At 63.1% G+C, this 23,020-nt stretch carries 1 protein-coding gene and 2 pseudogenes; all 3 read left to right on the top strand.

The genetic code is table 11. The features are described from left to right. Window positions 1-124 precede the first annotated feature (124 nt). Window positions 125-9,151 (top strand): annotated as a pseudogene (locus tag ACYZT8_RS19805) (amino acid adenylation domain-containing protein); the annotation flags it as partial. 60 nt (window positions 9,152-9,211) lie between these two features. Continuing rightward, a pseudogene (locus tag ACYZT8_RS19800) lies at window positions 9,212-10,999 on the top strand (amino acid adenylation domain-containing protein); the annotation flags it as partial. A gap of 86 nt (window positions 11,000-11,085) precedes the next feature. After that, a complete protein-coding gene (locus ACYZT8_RS19795; protein WP_461975239.1) occupies window positions 11,086-22,851 on the top strand; it encodes a non-ribosomal peptide synthase/polyketide synthase in 11,766 nt (3,921 codons plus the stop codon). Window positions 22,852-23,020 lie beyond the last annotated feature (169 nt).

Here is a 23,020-nt window from a genome sequence, read left to right as displayed (position 1 = left end):
CTGACACTCCGCGCTCCACCTCCTTTCTGATACTTGTTCTCATTCGTTAATTTTCCCGGTCTGTATTCGTTTTACAGGGACGACGTGCCTTTGTGCTTCCCGCCACTGATCCGGATGCTTAGAAATGAATGCTGAAGACTCCTTGAAACTTGCTCGCCGGTTTATCGGGTTGCCCCTGGAAAAGCGCCAGATGTTCCTTGCGGCCTTGCAAAAGGAAGGCGTTGATTTCGCCCGGTTCCCCATTCCTGCCGGAGTGGACGCCGAGGATCGCCAGGCGCTGTCGTACGCCCAGCAACGCATGTGGTTTCTCTGGCAGTTGGATCCGCAAAGCGGCGCCTACAACCTGCCCGGCGCGGTGCGTCTGACCGGGCAGTTGAACCTGTCCGCGCTGGAGCAAGCCTTCGCCAGCCTCGTTGAACGCCACGAAACCCTGCGCACGGTGTTCCAGCGCCAAGCCGACGACACCTTGCTGCAAGTGCCGGCCAGTGCGCCGCTGGTCATTGATCAGGTGGATTTCAGCGCGTTGCCGGCCATTGAGCGCGAGCAAGCAGTCGCCCACGCGGCCGAGCAACAATCAGTGCTGCCGTTCGATCTTTCGGTCGGCCCGCTGTTGCGCGTCACCTTGCTCAAGCTCGCCGACGAAGAACACGTCCTGCTGCTGACCCTGCACCACATCGTTTCCGACGGCTGGTCGATGAACGTGCTGATCGACGAATTCATCCGCTGCTACGACGCCTTTGATGCCGGCACGGAACCGCAACTCGTAGCCTTGCCGATCCAGTACAGCGACTACGCCTTGTGGCAGCGCCGCTGGCTGGAGGCGGGCGAACAGGCGCGCCAACTCGACTACTGGCAGGCGCAACTGGGCGACGAACACCCGGTGCTGGAACTGCCCACCGATCACCCGCGCCCGGCGATGCCGAGCTATCGCGGCACCCGTTACGAATTCGCGGTTGACGCGCAACTGGCCGAGCAGCTGCGGGCCACGGCGCAGAAACACAACATCACCCTGTTCATGCTGTTGCTCGGCGCTTTCAATGCGCTGTTGCATCGTTACACCGGGCAGACCGACATCCGCGTCGGTGTGCCAATCGCCAACCGTAACCGCGCCGAGATCGAAGGCCTGATCGGTTTCTTCGTCAACACCCAGGTGCTGCGCAGCCAGCTCGACGGCCAGACCCGCGTTGACGAGTTGCTGCGCGCCATCAAGGAAACCGCCCTCGGTGCCCAGGCTCATCAGGACTTGCCGTTCGAGCGTCTGGTCGAGGCGTTGAAGCTGGAGCGCAGCCTTAGTCATACGCCGCTGTTTCAGGTGATGTACAACCACCAGCCGCAAGTCGCGGACATTTCCACGGTCAGCACCGCCTCCGGTCTGGCGCTGGGCGTGATCGAGTGGGAAGGGCGCACCACGCAGTTCGACCTGACCCTCGACACCTATGAAAAGGGCGGCAAGCTGCACGCCGCGCTGACATACGCCAACGACCTGTTCGACGCTGCGACCATCGAGCGCATGGCGCAGCACTGGATGCATTTGTTGCAAGGGATGGTCAGCGATTCGCAGCAACGCATCAGCGATTTGCCGTTGCTTGAAAGCGCCGAATACCAGCGCATCGTGCATGACTGGAATCGCGCTGACGAAAGCTTCGCTCAGGACCTGTGCATCCATGAGCTGATCAGCCAGCAAGTCGCGGCCAGTCCGGACGCATTGGCAGTGACTTTTGCCACCAAGCAACTGACCTACGCCGAACTCGACGGTCAGGCCAATCGGCTGGCCTACAAGCTGATCGCGTTGGGCGTTGGTCCGGAAGTCCGGGTCGGCGTGGCCATGCAGCGTTCCGATAACTTGCTGGTCGCTCTGCTCGCCGTGCTCAAGGCCGGTGGCGCTTACGTGCCGCTGGACCCGGATTACCCGGCCGAACGCGTCGCCTACATGCTGGAAGACAGCCGCGCCCTGGTGCTGCTGACCGAGCAATCGGTCGCCTCGACCTTGACCGTGGCAGCCGATACGCAAGTGCTGCTCATGGAAGACATGACGTGGGCGGCTTACCCAACCAGCGCGCCGGCTACCCGTGTCACGCCGGATAACCTCGCCTACGTCATTTACACCTCCGGCTCCACCGGCAAACCAAAAGGCGTGGCCATCGCCCATCGCAACGTGCTGGCGCTGATCGACTGGTCGAAATCGGTCTACAGCCGCGAAGACATCCAGGGTGTGTTGGCTTCGACGTCGGTGTGTTTCGACCTGTCGGTGTGGGAACTGTTTGTGACCCTGGCCAACGGCGGCTCGGTGATCATCGCCCGCAACGCCCTGGAATTACCGCACTTGCCGGCCCGGGATCAGGTGCGCCTGATCAACACGGTGCCGTCGGCGATCAATGCCTTGCAGCGCGACGGGCAGATCCCGCCGAGCGTGCGCATCATCAACCTTGCCGGCGAGCCGCTGAAGCAAAGCCTGGTGGAAGCGCTGTATCAGCAGCCGACCGTCGAGCACGTCTACGATCTGTACGGGCCGTCGGAAGACACCACTTATTCCACCTGGACCCGACGCGAGGCCGGTGGTGGCGCGAACATCGGCCGACCGCTCAAGCACACCGCCAGCTATTTGCTGGACGCCGACCTTCAACCGGTGCCGCAAGGCGTGACCGCCGAGCTGTACCTGTCGGGCGCGGGCATCACCCGCGGTTACCTTGCACGGCCGGGCATGACCGCTGAAAAGTATGTGCCAAACCCGTTCGCCAGCAACGGCGAACGGCTGTACCGCACCGGAGACCTGACCCGATATCAGGCCGACGGCTCGCTGCAATACGCCGGGCGCATCGACCATCAGGTCAAGGTCCGTGGCTTCCGTATCGAGCTGGGTGAAATCGAAGCGCGGCTGTTGCAGCAAGAGACCGTACACGAGCTGGCGGTGTTGGCGCAGGACGGCGTCAACGGTCAACAACTGGTCGCCTACATCGTGCCAACCGATTCGACGTTGGTGGATGACACTGATGCGCAAGCAACCCTGCGTGAATCCCTGAAAACAGCACTGCGTCAGCATCTGCCGGACTACATGGTCCCGTCGTTTCTACTTTTCCTCACGCAGCTGCCGCTGACCCCCAACGGCAAACTCGACCGCAAAGCCTTGCCGGCGATTGACGGCTCGCAGCAACAACGGGAACACGTTGCACCGCGCACCGTGATGGAAAAAGCCCTCGCCGCGATCTGGCAGGACGTGCTGGCCATCGACAGCGTCGGTCTTGAAGACAACTTTTTCGAACTGGGCGGTGACTCCATCGTTTCAATGCAAGTGGTCAGCCGTGCGCGTCAGGCCGGGATCGTGTTGAGCCCCAAGGACCTGTTCCAGCATCAGACCATCCGCAGCCTGGCCCAGGCTGCCCGCAGCGGCGAGCAGCCGTTGATCGAGCAAGGCCCGGCCGTTGGCGCGGTAGCGTTGGCGCCGGTGCAACAGTGGTTCTTCGAACAAGCGATCCCCGAGCGTCAGCACTGGAATCAGTCGCTGCTGCTGGTGCCGCGCGAGGCGTTGAACGTCGAGGCGCTGGACCGCGCATTCGAGCAATTGCTGACCCATCACGACAGCTTGCGCCTGCGCTATGAACAGACCGCCGAAGGTTGGCAGCAAGCCTATGCGGCGCCGACCACGGAGTCGGTGTTGTGGCAACGCCAGGCGCAATCGGTCGAAGCGCTCAACGCCTTGTGCGATGAAGCCCAACGCAGTCTCGATATGCACAATGGCCCGTTGCTACGCGCGCTGCTGGTGGCGATGGCCGACGGCACCCAGCGTTTGCTGCTGGTCATTCATCACTTGGCAGTGGACGGTGTTTCCTGGCGCGTGCTGCTGGAAGATCTTCAGCAGTTCTACAGCGGCAGCACCGTGAAATTGGCGAAAACCAGCACCTATCAGCGCTGGGTCGCACGTCTGCAAGCGCACGTTCCAGCCTTTGAAAACAGCCTTGGTCACTGGCAGGCCCAACTGCACGACGCTCCAAACGATCTGCCATGCGACCGCCCAGCCGGCGTGCTGCAAAACCGCTTCGAGCACAAACTCGAGATCAAATTCGACGCCGAGCAAACCCACAAACTGCTGCAACAAGCCCCGGCGGCGTATCGCACCCAGGTCAACGACCTGCTGCTGACTGCGCTGGCACGCGCGGTTTGCCGCTGGAGCGGGCAGGGCAGCGCGCTGGTTCAGCTCGAAGGCCACGGCCGCGAAGACCTGTTCGACGACATCGATCTGACCCGCACCGTCGGGTGGTTTACCAGCTTGTTCCCGGTCAAGCTGATGCCGTCGGGAGACCTCGGCGCGTCGATCAAAACCATCAAGGAACAACTGCGCGCCGTGCCGGACAAAGGCCTCGGCTATGGCGCATTGCGCTACCTCGGAACGCCAGCGATTCGCGCCGAACTCGCCGCGTTGCCGCAACCGCGCATCACCTTCAACTACTTGGGGCAGTTCGACCGCCAGTTCGACGACGCCGCGATGTTCGTGCCGTCCACCGAAGGTAACGGCGTGGCCCAGGATCCATCGGCACCGTTGGGTAACTGGCTGACGGTCGAAGGCCAGGTTTACGGCGGTGAGTTGGCACTGAGCTGGGGTTTCAGCCGCGAGATGTTCGACACGGCGACCATCCAGCGTCTGGCGGACGATTACGCGCTTGAGCTCAACGCGCTGATCGAACACTGCTGCGGCGTTGAAGTGCCGCAGGCCACGCCGTCGGATTTCCCTCTGGCACGCATCAGTCAGGCGCAACTCGACGGATTGCCGGTCGCGACCCTTGAAGACCTTTATCCACTGTCACCGATGCAGCAGGGCATGCTGTTCCACACCCTGTACGAGCCCGAAGTTGGCGCCTACATCAGCCAGTTGCGTCTGGACATCCAGGGCCTCGCCCCGCAGCGTTTTGCCCAAGCCTGGCAAACCGCGCTGGAACGTCACGACATCCTGCGCAGCAGCTTCCACTGGCAAGGCCTCGACACCGCGCATCAGGCGATTGTCCGTCAGGTTGCGCTGCCGCTTGAGGTATTGGACGCCACCGACACCGATGCGCTGGCCGACGCCGAACGTGCGCAGGGTTTTGAATTGGGCAGCGCGCCGCTGTTCCGCTTGAAACTCGTGCGTATGGGCGCGGGTGACTGGCACCTGATCTACACCAGTCACCACATTTTGATGGACGGCTGGAGCAACGCGCAGTTGCTGGCCGAAGTGATCCAGCACTACGCCGCTGGCCAGTCGTTGCCGGCGCCGACCGGGCAATACCGAGATTACCTGGACTGGTTGCAGCAGCAGTCCGCCGTCGCTGGCGAGCAATTCTGGAAAGCTGCATTGGCACCGCTGGAAGCACCGACCTTGCTGGCCGAAGCGCTGCGACCACCGGTTGGCGCCGAGGGCAGCGAGGAGCTTCGCGTCGCCCTCGACAGCCGCGCGACCCAACGCCTGGCCGAGTTCGCCCGCCAGCAGAAAGTCACCCTGAACACGTTGCTGCAAGCGGCGTGGAGCCTGTTGCTGCATCGCTACACCGGTCAGGATTGCGTGGTGTTCGGGGCGACGGTCGCCGGGCGTTCGGCACCGTTGCCGGGGATCGAAGAGCAGCTTGGGTTGTTCATCAACACGCTGCCGCTGGTCTGCGCGATGAAGCCCGATTGCACCGTCAGCCAATGGCTGGGCGAGTTGCAAGGGCTGAACCTGGCCATGCGCGAGTTCGAGCATGTGCCGCTTTACGACATTCAGGGTTGGGCGGGGCAGCAGGGGGCGGCGCTGTTCGACAGCCTGCTGGTGTTCGAGAATTTCCCGGTGGCCGAGGCGTTGAAACAGGGCGCGCCGGCCGGGCTGTCGTTCGGCAACCTGCACAACCACGAACGCACCCATTATCCGCTGACCCTGGGCGTCGAACTGGGTGAAGGCCTGAGCCTGGACTTCAGCTACGACGCGGCGCGGTTCAGTGCCGCTCAAGTCGCCGAGTTGTCGGCCAATTTGCAGCACCTGCTGACGCAACTGGTGGCGCAGCCGGACGCCGCATTGGGCGCGCTGGAGCTGCTCGATGTCGACGGCAAACAGGCGCTGCTCGCGATCAGCCAACCGCCTACGATCGAGTTATCCACAACACTTTTGGTCCACGAACACATCGCCGCTCAGGCCGCCGCTACCCCGCATGCACTGGCGTTGCAGGTGGATGGCCAGTCCCTGAGCTACGCGCAGTTGAACGCGCAGGCCAATCGCCTGGCTCATCGTCTGATTGAGAACGGTGCCGGTCCTGGCTCGCGTGTCGGTCTGGCGCTGCACCGTGGTCCGCAACTGATTGTCAGCCTGCTGGCGGTGCTCAAAAGTGGCGCCGCCTATGTGCCTCTGGACCCGAAATACCCAACGGAACGCCTGGCGTACATGATCGATGACAGCCGTCTCGACCTGCTGCTGTGCGAGTCCGGTCTGCTGGAAGATGTGCCGGGACGATTAACCCTCGACGACAGCGCCGGTTACCCGGACAGCAATCCGCAAAACTACGCGGTCGCCGACGATCTGGCTTACATCATCTACACCTCCGGCTCCACCGGCCAACCCAAAGGCGTGGCCATCGCCCACGGGGCGTTGCGTGAGTTCTGCCAGACCGCCGCCGACTATTCGGTGCTGTCGGCGTCGGACCGTGTGTTGCAGTTCGCGACCTTCAGTTTCGACGGTTTCGTCGAGCAGTGCTTCCCGGCGCTGTGCGTCGGCGCGGCGCTGATCATGCGCGGCGATGACGTGTGGGACGCCGGTCGCCTCGCCGCTGAAATCGTCCAGCAAGGCGTGACCGTGGCGGACTTGCCGGCCGCTTACTGGTACTTGCTGGCCCGCGAATGCGCGAGCGGCGTGGTGCGTAATCTGGGTGATTTGCGCCAGGTTCACGTCGGCGGCGAAGCGATGTCGGTCGAAGGCCTGCGCTTGTGGCATCAGGCGGGTTTGAGCCATGTACGGCTGCTCAACACCTACGGCCCGACCGAGGCGACCGTGGTGTCCAGCGTGCATGAGTGCCGTCTCGACGATGCCAACGACGCGTTTGGTATTCCGATTGGTCGCGCCATCGCCGGTCGTGCGCTGTACGTACTGGACGCGGCGGGTCAATTGCTGCCGTCCGGCGGCGTTGGCGAACTGTGCATCGGCGCCCCGGCCTGTCTCGCGCAAAGCTACTTCGATCGCCCGGCGCTGACCGCTGAACGTTTCCTGCCGGACCCGTTTGCCCGTGAGCCGGGCGCGCGTTTGTATCGTAGCGGTGACTTGGCGCGTTATAACGCCGAAGGGAATCTGGAATACGTCGGCCGCATCGACCATCAAGTGAAGATTCGCGGTTTCCGCATCGAAATGGGCGAGATCGAAGCCTGCCTGCAAGCCCATGAAGACGTGCGCGAAGCGGCAGTCATCGCTCAGGACGGCACGCAGCTGGTGGCGTACATCGTGGCCTGCGGCGCGGTGGATTCTCAAACTGACTATCTGGAAAGCCTCACAGCCGTTCTGCGTCAGTCGCTGCCGGAATACATGGTGCCGAATCACCTGGTCCTTCTGCCGAAACTGCCGCTCAACAACAACGGCAAACTGGATCGCAGAGCGTTGCCACGTGCCGAGGGCAGCGATGGCCAACGTGATTTCGTGGCCCCGGTCGAAGGGCTGGAAACGCAACTGGCGCTGATCTGGCAGGACGTGCTGCAGGTCGAGCAAGTCGGTCGCGACGACAATTTCTTCGAGTTGGGCGGGCACTCGTTGCTGGTGCTTCAGGTGATCTCGCGGGTGCGGCAGCAGTTGCAGCTCGAATTGTCGGTGAGCAGCCTGTTTTCCGCTGCGAATCTGGCGAAATTTGCCGAACGTGCGGCGCAAGCGAATGCCAGCGGCCAACCGGTCCTGCAACGTGCGCCGGTCGATCAACCGCAAATTCTTTCGTACGCCCAACAACGCCAATGGATTCTTTGGCAGCTGGACCCGCAGAGCCCGGCCTACAACATTCCCGCCGCGCTGCGCCTCAAAGGCCCGCTGAACCGCGACGCCCTGCGCGAAGCCTTCGCCCAGTTGCAGGCCCGTCACCAAACCCTACGCACCACCTTTGAACAGGATGGCCAGCAGGCGCGGCCGGTGCTGCACCACACAATGGCGCTGCAACTGGAGCAACGCACCCTCGATCAAGCCTCGGTCGACACGGCGGTGGCCGAAGAAATCGCCCGTCCGTTCGACCTGCGTAACGGTCCACTGTGGCGCGTGTTGCTGCTGCAAGTGAATACCGACGAACACGTGCTGGTACTGACCGTGCACCACATCGCTGCCGATGGCTGGTCGATGCAGGTCATGGTCGATGAGTTCAGCGCGCTTTATCAAGCCGCCGTCGAAGGTAACGCCGCCAACCTCAACAGCCTGCCGGTGAACTACAGCGACTACGCCCGTTGGCAGCGCAACTGGCTGGAGGCCGGGGAGGGTGCGCGCCAACTGACGTGGTGGAGCGAGCAACTGGCTGGCAGCCAGGCGCCGCTGGAATTGCCGAGCGAACTGACCCGCCCGGCCCGTCGCACCGAGCGGGGTGCCAGCCTGATGCTCAACGTGGATCGCGACTTGCTCGCCGGTTTGCGTCAACGCGCCCAGGACCAGCAAGTGACCTTGTTCATGCTGTTGCTGGCGAGTTTCCAGACCTTGCTGCATCGCCAGAGCGGGCAGTCGAGCATCAGCGTCGGCGTGCCGAGCGCCGGTCGTTCGCGTCTCGAAACCGAAGGCCTGATCGGCTTCTTTATCAACACACAGGTGCTGCGCGCCGAGATCGATGGGCAGCAGTCCTTCAGCACGCTGCTGCAACAGGTCAAGCAGGTGGCGTTGGGCGCCCAGGCGAATCAGGACTTGCCGTTCGAGCAGTTGGTCGATGCCTTGCAGCCGGACCGTAGCCTGAATCACAGCCCATTGTTCCAGGTGCTCTACAACCATCAGCAGCAGTTGGGCGCGAGCGTCGAGCGTACGGTTGCAGACTTGCAGGTCGAACGTCTGAACTGGCAGCAACACACCACGCAATTCGATCTGGTGCTCGATACTCAAGAGCAAGGCGAAGCGCTGGATGCCAGCCTGACCTACGCAACTGATTTGTACGACGAGGCGTCGATGAAGCGCCTCGCCGAACAGTGGCTGAACCTGCTGCGCGCGGTGGTCAGCGATCCGCAGCAACGCGTCGCCGAACTGCCACTGATTGACGGGTCGCAGCGCGATGCTCTGGTGCAGCACTGGAACCCATCGTTCCAGGCACAACCGACGTCATCGACCTTGCACCAGTTGTTCGAAGCGCAAGCCGCTCAACGGCCAAATGCAATTGCGCTGGTCTACGAAGGCGAGCAACTGACTTACGCCGCACTCAACGCTCAGGCCAACCGACTGGCGCGCAAACTGCGCGAGCAGGGCGTCGGGCCGGAAGTGCGGGTCGGTATCGCCACCGAGCGGGCGATGCCGCTGGTGATCGGCTTGCTGGCGATTCTCAAGGCTGGCGGCGCTTACGTGCCGCTCGATCCGCAATACCCGGCCGAGCGCCTGAGCTACATGATCGAAGACAGCGGCATCACGCTACTGCTGACCCAACAGCACTTGATCGACGGTTTGCCGGCCCGGGACGGCGTGCAGGTGCTGAGCCTGGAATCGTTGCAGCTGGACGCGTTCAGCGACGACAACCTGCCAGCGCTGGCGACCCCGGACAACCTTGCCTACGTGATCTACACCTCCGGCTCCACCGGCCGGCCAAAAGGCGCGTTGCTCAGCCATGGCAACGTCGGGCGTCTGCTCACGGCCACTGCTGGCGAGTTCAACTTCGGCGCGGACGATGTCTGGACCCTGTTCCATTCCTACGCCTTCGACTTCTCGGTGTGGGAGCTGTTTGGTTCGCTGTGCACCGGCGGGCGTCTGGTGATCGTGCCGTATTACATCAGCCGCGAACCGCAGGAATTCCACCGCTTGCTCTGTGATGAAGGCGTGACGGTGTTGAACCAGACCCCGACCGCGTTCCGCCAGTTGTTGCCGATTGCCTGCGCCAGCCCACGAAACATGGCGCTGCGCCAGGTGATTTTCGGCGGCGAAGCCCTGGAAGTCGCGAGCCTGCGTCCCTGGTTCGAACGCTTCGGCGACCAGCAGCCAACCCTGGTCAACATGTACGGCATCACCGAAACCACGGTGCACGTGACCTATCGCGCCATCCGTTTGGCCGACCTCGACGGCAAGGCACAAAGTCCAATCGGCCTGCCGATCCGCGACCTGCGCTGGTACTTGCTCGACAGCCAGTTGCAACCGGTGCCGGTGGGTGTGGCGGGCGAGTTGTACATCGCTGGCGTCGGTCTGGCCCGCGGTTATCACGGGCGTTTCGACCTGACAGCCGAGCGTTTTGTACCGAGCCCATTCGAGGCCTCGCAGCGCCTCTATCGCAGCGGCGACCTGGCGCGTCAGCGTGCCGACGGCAGCATCGATTACCTCGGACGGATCGACCAGCAAGTGAAGATCCGTGGTTTCCGCATCGAACTGGGGGAAATCGAGGCTGCGTTGCTGGCCCAGCCGGGCGTGCGCCAAGCCGTGTTGAGCGTGCATGCCGGCGACGGCGGGCCGCAGCTGTGCGCCTATGTAGTCGCCGAACAAACCCCGACTGACCCGATTGCCTGGCGCGACAACCTGCGTGCCGAGCTCAAGGTCGATCTGCCGGATTACATGGTGCCGAGCCATTGGCTGCTGCTCGACGCCTTGCCATTGACCAGCAACGGCAAGCTCGACCGCAAGGCCTTGCCGGTGCCCGATGCGCAGGAATGGCAGCGTCCGTTCGAAGCCCCCGAGGGCGACCTTGAGCAGCAACTGGCCGCGATCTGGGCCGAGGTGCTGGGCGTGGCGCAGATCGGCCGACGCGACAACTTCTTTGAATTGGGCGGGCATTCGCTGCTCGCCGCCCAGGCCAGTGCCCGCGTGGAACTGGAACTGGGCATCGAGCTGCCGCTGCGCGCGCTGTTCGAATCCACCGACCTGCAGGCTTATGCCGCCATGGCCGGGCAACACGCCCCGGCTGACAACGATGCACGTCTTGATGCGCTTGAGTCGCTTCTCGACGAGATGGAGATCAACTGATGGAACACACCACTGCCCAGCGTATCGCCAGCCGCTTCGCCGGCCTGCCTGCCGACAAGCGCCGCGAGTTTCTGATCCGCATGCAAGAGCAGGGCGTGAGCTTCGGCCAACTGCCGATTCCGCCTGCCGCCGAGCCGCAAACGACCTTCGAACTGTCCTATGCGCAGCAGCGTCAATGGTTCCTCTGGCAGCTTGATCCGCACAGCTCGGCGTACAACATTCCGGCTGCGTTGCGTTTGCACGGGCCGCTGAATGTCGCGGCATTGCAGCAGAGTTTCGATGTGCTGCTGGAGCGGCATCAGAGCTTGCGCAGCCGTTTCGTCGAGGATGACGGGCAGGTGGTGCAGACACTGGCCGAGTTCACCTCGCTGCCCATCGAGCAGATCGACCTGCGTGGCGAACCTCAGGATCAACGCTTCGATCAGGCGATGCACAGCGTCGAACAGGAAATCGCCCGGCCGTTCGATCTGCAGCACGGTCCGCTGTTGCGGGTCAGCCTGTTGCAACTCGATGCCGAAGACCACGTGCTGTTGCTGACCCTGCACCACATCGTCACCGATGGCTGGTCGATGGGCGTGTTGGTCGAAGAGTTTTCCCGGCTCTACGCCGCGCATTGCCAAGGTCAACAGGCAGCGCTGGAAGCACTGCCGATCCAGTATTCCGAATACGCGATGTGGCAGCGCCGCTGGATGGACGCGGGCGAACTGGAACGCCAACTCAATTGGTGGCGCGACTGCCTGGGCAGCGAACAACCGTTGCTCGAATTGCCGACCGACCGTCCACGCCCGGCGCAACCGAGCCAGCGCGGAGCACGACTGGATTTCGCCCTCGACCCGACCTTGGCCAGCGGCCTGATGAGCCTGGCCAAACAGCGCGGCGTCACGCCGTTCATGCTGTTGCTGGCGAGTTTCCAGGCGTTGCTCTATCGCTACAGCGGCCAGTCCGACCTGCGCGTCGGCGTGCCGATTGCCAACCGTAATCGCGCGGAAACCCGTGGGTTGATCGGCTTCTTCGTCAACACCCAAGTGATGCGTGCTGAACTGGATGGACGTCTGCCGTTCAGCCAATTGCTCGACCAGACCCGCGCCGCGTCGCTGGATGCCCAGGATTATCAGGACTTGCCGTTCGAGCGTCTGGTGCAGGCGCTGCAAGGTGAACGCAGCCTGAGCCACAGCCCGTTGTTCCAGGTGATGTTCAACCACCAGCAAGCCAAACCGGCGGCGGTCAGCGGCTTGCTCGCCGGCCTGCGCGTCGAGGCATTGAATGCCACGGCGCACACCACGCAATTCGACCTGCAACTGGACACGCAAGAGGAGGGCGACAAGCTGTTCGCCAGCCTGACCTATGCCACCGATTTGTTCGACGCTGAACGCATCGAGCACCTCGCGCGGCACTGGCGCAATCTGTTGGCCGGGGTGCTGGCGAATCCGCAATGCCCGCTCGCCGAGTTGCCGTTGCTGGAGGCCGACGAGCGTCTGCGCATCCTCAACGATCTCAACGACACCGCTCAGGCCTATCCGGGTGAAGTCTGCGTGCAGCGCCATTTCGAAGCACGCGTGGTTGAAAACGCTGAGGCCACGGCGTTGGTATTCCGGGGCCAGTCCCTGAGTTACGCCGAGCTGAACCTGCGCGCCAACCGCCTGGCCCACCACTTGCGTGCCCAGGGTGTCGGCCCGGAAGTGCTGGTGGGGATTGCCTGCGACCGTTCGTTTGAAATGGTCGTCGGCCTGCTGGCGATTCTCAAGGCTGGCGGCGCATATGTGCCGTTGGACCCGGAATACCCGGTTGATCGCCTGAGCTACATGATCGAAGACAGCGGCATTTCTTTGTTGCTGACTCAGGAGCATCTGCTGGCGCAATTGCCGACGCCCGACAACGTGCGCACCTTGTGCCTGCACGCCGACGCCGATTGGCTGAGCGACTTGCCGGGCGCTGATCTGCCCAACCTGGCCATCGCGGAAAACCTTGCCTATGTGATTTACACCTCCGGTTCCACCGGCAAACCGAAAGGCGCGGGCAACCGTCATGTGGCGCTGCATAACCGTCTGGAGTGGATGCAGCAAGCCTATAACCTGCTGCCGAGCGACCGCGTGCTGCAAAAGACGCCGTTCAGTTTCGACGTGTCAGTGTGGGAGTTTTTCTGGCCGCTGATGAAGGGCGCCACCCTGGTGATCGCCGCGCCGGGCGAACATCGCGATCCGCAACGTCTGGCCACGTTGATCGTCGAGCAGGCGATCACCACGCTGCACTTCGTGCCATCCATGCTCTCGGCGTTTATCGGTGCTGACGAGGCGCTGGCGTGCACTTCGCTGCAACGGATCATTTGCAGCGGTGAAGCGCTGCCGATGGAGCTGCAACGCCAGACCCTGCGCAGCCTGCCGCAAGCCACTCTCTACAACCTCTATGGTCCGACCGAAGCGGCCATCGACGTGACTCACTGGACGTGCGTGGAAGAGGGCCGCGACAGCGTGCCAATCGGCCGTCCAATCGCCAACCTGCGCACCTGCATCCTCGACAGCGAACTGCAACCGTTGCCGCTGGGCGCGGTGGGCGAGTTGTATTTGGGCGGCGTCGGCCTGGCCCGCGGTTACCACCGTCGTGGTGCGTTGACCGCCGAGCGTTTTGTGGTCGATCCGTTCGGCAGCGGCGAGCGTCTGTACCGCACCGGTGACTTGGCGCGTTATCGCGCTGACGGCGCCATCGACTACTGCGGGCGCATCGACCATCAAGTGAAGATTCGCGGTTTGCGCATCGAACTGGGCGAAATCGAAGCGCGCCTGCAAGAACATGCCGACGTGCAGGAAGCCGTGGTCTTGGCCCTCGACGGCCCAAGCGGCAAGCAACTGGTCGCGTACCTAGTGCCGCAGGACCGCAAATGGGTCAGCGCCGATGCCGAGCAACAAGGCGCGTGGCGCGAAACCCTGAAAAGCCATTTACTCGCCAGCCTGCCGGATTACATGGTGCCCGCACAGACCGTACTGATCGAGCAAATGCCCCTGAGCCCCAACGGCAAACTCGACCGCAAACGCCTGCCGGCACCGACCGCGCAAGTCAGTCAACGCGCCTTCGAAGCACCGCGCAGCGAAAACGAACAGGTGCTGGCGCAGATCTGGCAAGACGTGTTGGGCGTGGAGCAGGTCGGGCGTCAGGACAATTTCTTCGAACTGGGCGGCGACTCGATCATTTCGATCCAGGTGGTCAGCCGCGCCCGTCGTGCAGGCCTGAGCCTGCAACCGCGTGACCTGTTCCAGCAGCAAACCTTGCAAGCCCTGGCCGCCGTGGTGAAAGAGCAGGCCGCTCCGCTGGCGCAACAAGGGCCGGTTGAAGGCTTGCAAAAACTCACGCCGATCCAGCGTTGGTTCTTCGACGAGCCGATTCCGCAACGTGCACACTGGAACCAGGCGGTGCTGCTGACAACCCGCGAAACCCTCGAATTGCCACGCCTGCAAGCGGCGCTGCAACGCCTGCTCAAGCAGCACGACGCGCTGCGTTTGCGCTTCAGTCAGGTCGATGGCCAATGGTCGGCGCGCTATGTCGGTTCCGACAGTGCCGATGTCATCGACATGCTCTGGACCGCCCGCGTCGCCAGCAATGAATCCCTGGAATCGGTGTGCGATGAAGCGCAGCGCAGCCTTAGCCTGCAAGACGGTCCGCTACTGCGCGTGGCGTTGATCGCCCAGGCCGATGGTTCGCAGCGGTTGCTGCTGGTGATCCATCACCTGGCGGTGGACGGTGTGTCGTGGCGGGTGTTGCTGGAAGATTTGCAGGCCGCTTACCAAGGGCAAGATCTGCCACCGAAGACCAGCGCCTTCCAGGCCTGGGCCGACAAACTCGACGCGTACGCACGTTCTGAAGCCGCTGCCAGCGAACTGGACTGGTGGCAGGCGCAGTTGAGCGTCGCCAATGATTCGCTGCCAGCGGCCAATGCTCAAGCCAGTCAGGCCGGGCATTTGCGACAGGGCGTCAGCATCGGCCTCGACCGCGAGCAGACTCGCCAGTTGCTGCAACAGGCGCCGGCGATCTACCGCACGCAGGTCAACGATTTGCTGCTGACCGCACTGGCCCGCGCCCTCAGCCGCTGGACCGGTGACGCATCGGCGCTGATTCAGCTTGAAGGTCACGGCCGCGAAGAGCTGTTCGACGACATCGACCTGACCCGCACCGTCGGCTGGTTCTCCAGCCTGTTCCCGGTGCGCCTTACGCCGACCGCCGACCTTGCCGGTTCGATCAAGGCCATCAAGCAGCAACTGCGCGAGATCCCCGGCAAAGGCATGGGCTACGGCCTGTTGCGCTACATGGGCGATGCCACGACCCAAGCGGCGTTGGCCGCGTTGCCGCAAGCGCGGGTGACCTTCAACTACCTTGGCCAGTTCGACCAAAGCTTCGCCGAAGACGCACTGTTCACCCCGGCCAAGGAATCCAGCGGTGCCGCGCAATCGGCGGACGCACCGTTGCCGAACTGGCTGTCGGTGGACGGTCAGGTGTATGGCGGTGAACTGAAACTCGACTGGACCTTCAGCCGCGAATGCTTTGACCTGTGTGAAATCGAAGCGCTGGCCGCGGATTACCAGCGTGAATTGCTGGCGCTGATCGCCCATTGCCTGAGCGATGGCGCGGGCGGCGTGACCCCGGCGGACTTCCCGTTGGCGCGTCTGACCCAGGCGCAACTCGATGGCCTGCCCGTGCCGCCGGAAAAAATCGAAGACCTGTATCCGCTGTCGCCGATGCAGGCTGGTTTGCTGTTCCACAGCCTCTACGAATCGGAGCCCGGCGCGTACGTCAATCAGCTCAGTGTCGAAGCCCGTGGCCTCGACGCCGAGCGTTTGGGCCGCGCGTGGCAAGCGGTGCTCGACACCCACCCGATTCTGCGCAGCAGCTTCCACTTCCCGGACGGTTTCGAAGCGCCGGTGCAACTGGTGCATCGTCATCTGCAATTGCCGATGACCTGCCTCGACTGGCGCGCCCGCAAAGATCAGACCGAAGCGCTGGCGCAACTGATCGACAAAGAGCGCCTGCAACTCGATTCGACCCGGGCGCCATTGATGCGCTTGACCCTGGTGCGCCTCGACGATGAGCGTCAGCAACTGATCTACACCCACCATCACCTGTTGCTCGATGGCTGGAGTAATTCGCTGCTGTTGAGCGAAGTCTTGCAGCGGTATGCCGGGCAGGATGTGCAGGCACCGACCGGGCGTTTCGCCGATTACATCGGCTGGCTGCAACGTCAGGATGCTCACGCCGACGAGATCTTCTGGCGCGAGCAACTGGCGACCCTCGACAACCCGACCTTGTTGGCGCAGAGCCTGGCCCATGGCGACAGTAAAAACCTGTCGACGGCGGAATTTGCCGACCATCGCCAGACCTTCGATGTCGCCACCAGCCAACGCTTCAGCGAGTTTGCCCGTCAGCAGAAAGTGACGCTCAACACCTTGGTGCAAGGGGCCTGGGCGCTGTTGCTGCAACGCTACAGCGGCCAACGCAGCGTCGCGTTTGGCGCAACCGTGGCGGGGCGGCCGGTGGACTTGCCGGGTGCCGAAAGCCAGCTTGGCCTGTTCATCAACACCTTGCCGGTGATCAGCAGCCCGGACGCGGTTGAAAGCGTCGGCCAGTGGCTGACCCGCTTGCAGGCACAGAACCTCGAACTGCGTGAGCATGAATTCACCGCATTGGGTGACATTCAGCGCTGGGCCGGCCGTGCCGGTGAACCGCTGTTCGACAGCCTGCTGGTGTTCGAAAACTTCCCGGTGGCCGAAGCGCTGCAACAGGGTGCGCCGGCCGGTTTGAGCTTCTCGATCCCGCAGAACCACGAGCGCACCAACTTCCCGCTGACCCTGGCGGCCACCGCCGAGAGTCAGTTGAGCCTGAACTGGAGCTACCAGTGCGCCCATTTCAGCAGCGAAGCGATTGCCCGCATGAGCGAGCATCTGGCCGCGCTGCTGGCGGCGATGGTCGCCGCGCCACAGGCTGCATTGAGTGAACTGGACCTGCTGACCGCGCCGGAACGTGCGCAACAGTTGGTCCAGTGGAACCCGGCATTCACTGCGGCGGAAAATCCGCTGTGCGTGCATCAGTTGATCGAGGCCCAAGCGGTCATTCGCCCGGACGCCACGGCGCTGATCTTCAACGATCTGGAATTGAGCTTCGACCAACTCAACCGCCGCGCCAACCAATTGGCCCATCGTCTTCGCGACTTGGGCATTGGCCCGGAAGTGCGGGTTGGCCTGGCGATGCAGCGTTCGCCGGAGATGATCGTTGGCCTGCTGGCGATCCTCAAGGCCGGCGGCGCTTACGTGCCGCTGGACCCGGCGTACCCGACTGAACGTCTGCGCTACCTGATGGAAGACAGCGGCATTTCGCTGATGATCAGCCAATCGTGGCTGCGGGAAAAACTGCCGTTGCCCGAAGGCCTGCCGGTGCTGGAAATCGACCGCGAGCCGCTGGAGCTCATGGCGGACACCAATCCGGTCAACCTGACTTGCGGTGAAAACCTTGCGTACCTGATTTACACCTCGGGCTCCACCGGGCGGCCGAAAGGCGTCAGCGTGGCCCACGGTCCGTTGGCCATGCATTGCCTGTCGATCGGCGAGTTGTACGGCATGACCCCGGATGATCGCGAATTGCAATTCGCCTCGATCAGCTTCGACGGCGCCCACGAACGCTGGCTGACACCGCTGGTGTTCGGTTCGGCAGTCATGCCGCGCGACGACGAGTTGTGGAGCGTGGAGCGCACCTGCGCCGAGATCGAAAAGCACGGCATCACCATCGCCTGCTTCACCCCGACCTATCTGGGGCAGATCGCCGAATTCAAGGGCGAAGCGGGGCGTGATTTGCCGATCCGCTCCTACACCCCGTGCGGTGAAGGCATGGCCAAGCACGCGTTCGATGAAGTCCAGCAAGTGCTGCAACCCAAACGCCTGATCAACGGCTACGGCCCGACCGAAACGGTGATCACGCCGCTGATCTGGCTGGCGTACCCGGATACCGAATTCGACTCGGCGTTCATGCCGATTGGCCGACCGGTGGGCAACCGCAGCGCCTATATTCTGGACGGCGGTTTGCAGCCGTTGCCGGTTGGCGTCGCGGGTGAGTTGTACCTGGGCGGCGAGGGCGTTGCCCGTGGTTACCATCAACGTCCGGACCTGACCGCTGAACGCTTTGTGCCGGATCCGTTCGTGCAGGGCGCGCGGTTGTACCGCAGTGGCGACCTCGCGCGGTTCCGTGCCGACGGCGTCGTGGAATACCTCGGCCGCATCGACCAGCAAGTGAAGATTCGCGGGTTCCGTATCGAACTCGGCGAAATCGAAGCCTGCCTGCTCGAACACGAAGGCGTGCGTGAAGCCTTCGTGATCGATCGCGAAGGCCCGGTGAGCCGCCAGTTGGTCGGTTACGTGGTGCCGCGTGATCCGCTCGCCGATGAGCAGGATTTGCGGGAAGCGCTGACGGCTCACCTGCGCAGCCGTCTGCCGGCGCACATGCTGCCGGCGCACCTGATGTGCCTGGCCGCGTTGCCACTGACGCCGAACGGCAAGCTCGATCGCCAAGGCCTGCCAGCGCCGGAAGCCACTCGGCAGAACCACGATCACGTGGCCGCCGCATCACCGGCCGAAGCGTTGCTGGTGGAGATCTGGCAGGAATTGCTGGGGCTGGAGTCGGTGGGTGTCACCGAGAACTTCTTCGAACTGGGCGGTGATTCGATCATCTCGCTGCAAGCGGTGAGCCGCGCCGGGCAGCGCGGGCTGGTGTTCAGTCCGAAGCAATTGTTTGAACAGCAGACCATTCGTGCGCTCGCTGCGGTGGCGACCAGCCGTGAAGCAACATTGATCGAAGCGCCAAAAGTCGAAGCGTTCTCGCTGGTGCCGCACATCGACAGCGCTGCCCGCGAGGGTCTGCAAGACTTGTATCCGTTGTCGCCGATGCAGCAAGGCATGCTGTTCCATTGCCTCGATTCACCGGAGCTCAACCCCTACGTCAACCAATTGAGCGTTGCGGTCGACGGTTTGCAGGTGCCGCGTTTCCGTGCGGCCTGGCAGACGCTGGTTGCGCGTCATGAGGTGCTGCGCGCGGCGTTCCGCTGGCGCGATGGCCTGGCCGATCCACTGCAAGCAGTGTTCGCCGACGTCGAATTGCCGATTGAAGAACTGGACTGGCGTGACCGTACCGACACCGAGCAGGCGCTGAGCGAACTAGCGGCTGCGGAACAGGCCAAGGGCTTCGACCTGAGCTGCCCGCCGTTGATGCGCTTCATTCTGGTTCGTCTGGGCGATGACCGTTACCAGATGATCTGGATTTACCATCACCTGTTGCTCGACGGCTGGAGCGCCTCGCGTCTGTTGGGCGACATGCTGCGCCTGTACCACAACGACAGCCTGCCGACCCTGACCGGTCGCTACGCCGACTACATCGCCTGGCTGCAACGTCAGGACGGTGCGCAGGCGGAAGGCTTCTGGCGTGAGCGTCTGGCGCTGCTCGAAGAGCCGACCATTCTGGCCAAGGCTTCCGGTGCGACCGGCTCCGGTCACGGCGTGATGTACAGCAACCTCGACGCCGAAGCGACGCGCAAACTGCACACCTTCGCCAAGCGTCAGCGCGTGACCCTCAACACCTTGGTGCAAGGCGCGTGGCTGCTGTTGCTGCAACGTCACAGCGGCCAGCGCAGCGTCGCGTTCGGCGCTACGGTGGCGGGGCGTCCGACCGGGTTGGCTGGCGCGCAGGACATGCTCGGCTTGTTCATCAACACCTTGCCGGTGATCCAGACGCTTGATCCGCAACAGCCGTTGGGCGAGTGGCTGCGCGACTTGCAGGATTACAACCTGATGGTGCGCGACTACGAGCACACGCCGTTGTCGGACATCCAGCGTTGGGCCGGGCAGGGTGGCCAGGGCCTGTTCGACAGCATCATCGTGTTCGAAAACCATCCGGTGGACCGTGCCTTGAAAGGCGGCGAGGAAGGTGAGTTGCGCTTTGCCGAAGTCGGCAGCGGCGGCGTCACCAACTTCCCGATGGACTTGATGGTCAGCGCCAACGAAGAAGGCCTGGAAGTCGAATACCTGTTCCTGCGTGATCGCTTCAGTGACGTGGAAGTGCAGCGGATTCGTGCGCAGCTCGAAGGGCTGTTGCGTGCGTTGCCGGAGGACGCCATGTGCCTGCTCGGCAACATTGGTTTGCCGCAAGCGCGTTTGAGTCTGTCGCAGGTGTCCGACGACAACGCTGATTTGCTGCATGCGTTCAATCAACACGTAAAAGCGCAGCCGCAGAAAATCGCCTTGATCTGTGAAGATCGGGAAGTCAGTTATGCCGAGCTTGAGGCGCAGGCCAATGGGCTGGCGCAGCAATTGATCGGTTGCGGTATTGGCCCGGAAAGCCTGGTGGCGGTGGCATTGCCGCGCTCCGAACGTACCATCGTTGCCTTCCTCGCGGTGCTCAAGGCGGGGGCAGCTTATCTGCCTTTGGACCTGGCGTACCCGGCTGAGCGACTGGCCTACATGTTGAGCGATTCGGCGGCGAGCCTGTTGCTCTGCGACAGCGATCTGGGTGATCGACTGACCCTGGCCGACAGCCCGCCACGTCTGCTGCTCGATCAATTGAGTGTTGCCGACAACGTTGCGTGCCCGTTTTCACAGCCGTTGCCGGGGCATCTGGCGTACCTGATTTACACCTCCGGTTCCACCGGCCAGCCGAAGGGCGTGGCCGTGGCGCGGGGGCCGATTGCCCGGCATTGCCGCGGCATCATCGAACTCTATGAACTGGCGCCACGCAGCCGCGAGTTGCACTTCATGTCGTTTGCCTTCGACGGGGCTCAGGAGCGTTGGCTGAGCGTGATGCTGGCCGGTGGCAGCCTGGTGATCCGCGAGGACAGTCTGTGGACCCCGGAGCAAACCCTGGAAGTGATGCAGCGTCACGGCGTCACCGTGGCCTGCTTCCCGCCGGCGTACCTGCAACAGATGGCCGAAGTGGCTGAGCGTCTGGGCAATCCGCCGGCGGTCGAGGTGTATTGCTTTGGCGGTGATGCGGTGCCGGAGGCCAGCTTCGAACAGGTCAAACGCGCCTTGCGTCCGCAGCGTCTGGTCAACGGTTATGGTCCGACCGAAACCGTGGTCACGCCGCTGTTGTGGCGTGCCGAAGTCAGCGAAACCTGCGACGCAGCGTATGCGCCGATCGGTCGTGGTGTGGCCGGGCGTGGTTTGTATGTGCTCGACGCTGACCTCAATCCGTTACCGGTCGGTGTCAGCGGCGAGTTGTATCTGGGCGGCGAATGCCTGGCGCGCGGGTATCACCAGCGTCCAGGCATGAGTGCCGAACGTTTCATCCCGGATCCGTTCGAGGCCGGTGGCCGCATGTACCGCACCGGCGACCTGGTGCGCCAGCGCGAGTGCGGGTTGATCGACTACCTGGGACGTCTCGACCAGCAAGTGAAGATCCGTGGTTTTCGCATTGAGCTGGGCGAAATCGAAGCGCGTCTGCGTGATTGCGCCGGCGTGCAGGATGCCGCCGTGGTGGTGCATGACACGCCGACCGGCAAGCAATTGGTTGGTTATGTGGTGGCGGCCGGTGCTGTCGGGCTGGACCGTCGCTTGAAGTCTGAACTGCAAGCGCAACTGCCCGATTACATGGTGCCGGCGCGGATCATGGTGCTGGAACGCTTCCCGCTGTCGGCCAATGGCAAGCTCGATCGTCGAGCACTGCCGACGCCTGAATGGGCACTCGGCGGCTATCGTGCGCCGCGCAACGATCTGGAGACGGCGCTGACCGCGATCTGGCAAGAAGTGCTCGGCGTGCCGCAAGTGGGCATCGACGACAATTTCTTCGAACTGGGTGGCGACTCGTTGCAGGTGCTGAAAGTCATCTCGCGGGTGCGCAGTCAGCCGCAACTGGGCTTTGAGTTGAAGCTGCGGGATTTGATGCAGAAGCCGTGCATTGCCGAACTCAGTGGCTATCAGGCTGCCGAGCCGGTTGCAGCGGCGCCGGACCCATTGTTGGCGTTGAATGCACGGATCCCGAATGTGCCGGCGCTGTTCTGCCTGCATGCCGGTTTCGGCACGGTATTCGATTACGAACCGCTGGCCCGTCGTCTGGAAGGCCGGCGCACAGTGTACGGCGTGCAATGCCGCATGTTGCTCGACCCGCACTGGCAGGACGAGTCGCTGCTGGCCATGGCGCAAGCCTATGCGGTACGGATTCGCAGTCAGCAGGCCAAGGGACCGTATTACTTGCTGGGCTGGTCGTTGGGCGGCGCGTTGACGCAATTGGTCGCTCATGAGCTGGAAACCCAGGGTGAAACTGTGGCGTTTGCCGGGCTGGTCGACAGCTACGTGGCCGGCACTGCAGAAGCGGGGGACTGGCGCGAGGACCTCGGTGATTTCCTGAAGTTTGTGCTGGGTTTGCCAGCCGATGAGGCTCAGGCGCTGATCGCGCTGAAAGCCGCTGGCTTGAGTGAACGCGAGGGCTCCATCGCCGCGATTGAAGCAGCGTTGCACGGTTCCAATGAGCAAGCTGCATTGGGTGCGGGGGAGCTCACGCAGATCTTCGCCACCGGCTCACGCCTCAAGCAACTGGCGCTGGCGCATCGGCAACTGCCGGCGATCCAGGCCTCGGCCCATCGCTGGTGGGTGGCTGAACGCGAGGATGAACGTCGGGTGTTCGAGTCTCAGGTTGGCAGTCATGGTGTGGATCGGTTGTTGGCCGGTGGGCATTACGAACTGCTGCGCGGTGACGAGTTGCTTGATGAGCTTGAAGACTTGTTGGAACACCGCATGGTCACGGCATAAAAACAATTGTGGCGAGGGAGCTTGCTCCCGCTGGACTGCGCAGCAGTCCCCCTGCTTTTCAGGTAGAGAGTGGGGCCGCTTCGCAGCCCAGCGGGAGCAAGCTCCCTCGCCACAGGTTTCTCGCTGGTTTCAAGATTTTGTATTGACCTATTTGAGTAGAAGGATTCGT

Source organism: Pseudomonas sp. LB3P93, assembly GCF_054898025.1.
This window is presented reverse-complemented; position numbering and strand designations above follow the sequence as displayed.

What these genes read in the sequence shown, in the direction of transcription:
- ACYZT8_RS19795 (WP_461975239.1), top strand. Translation starts at nt 11,086, where the DNA reads ATGGAACACACCACTGCCCAGCGTATCGCCAGCCGCTTCGCCGGCCTG.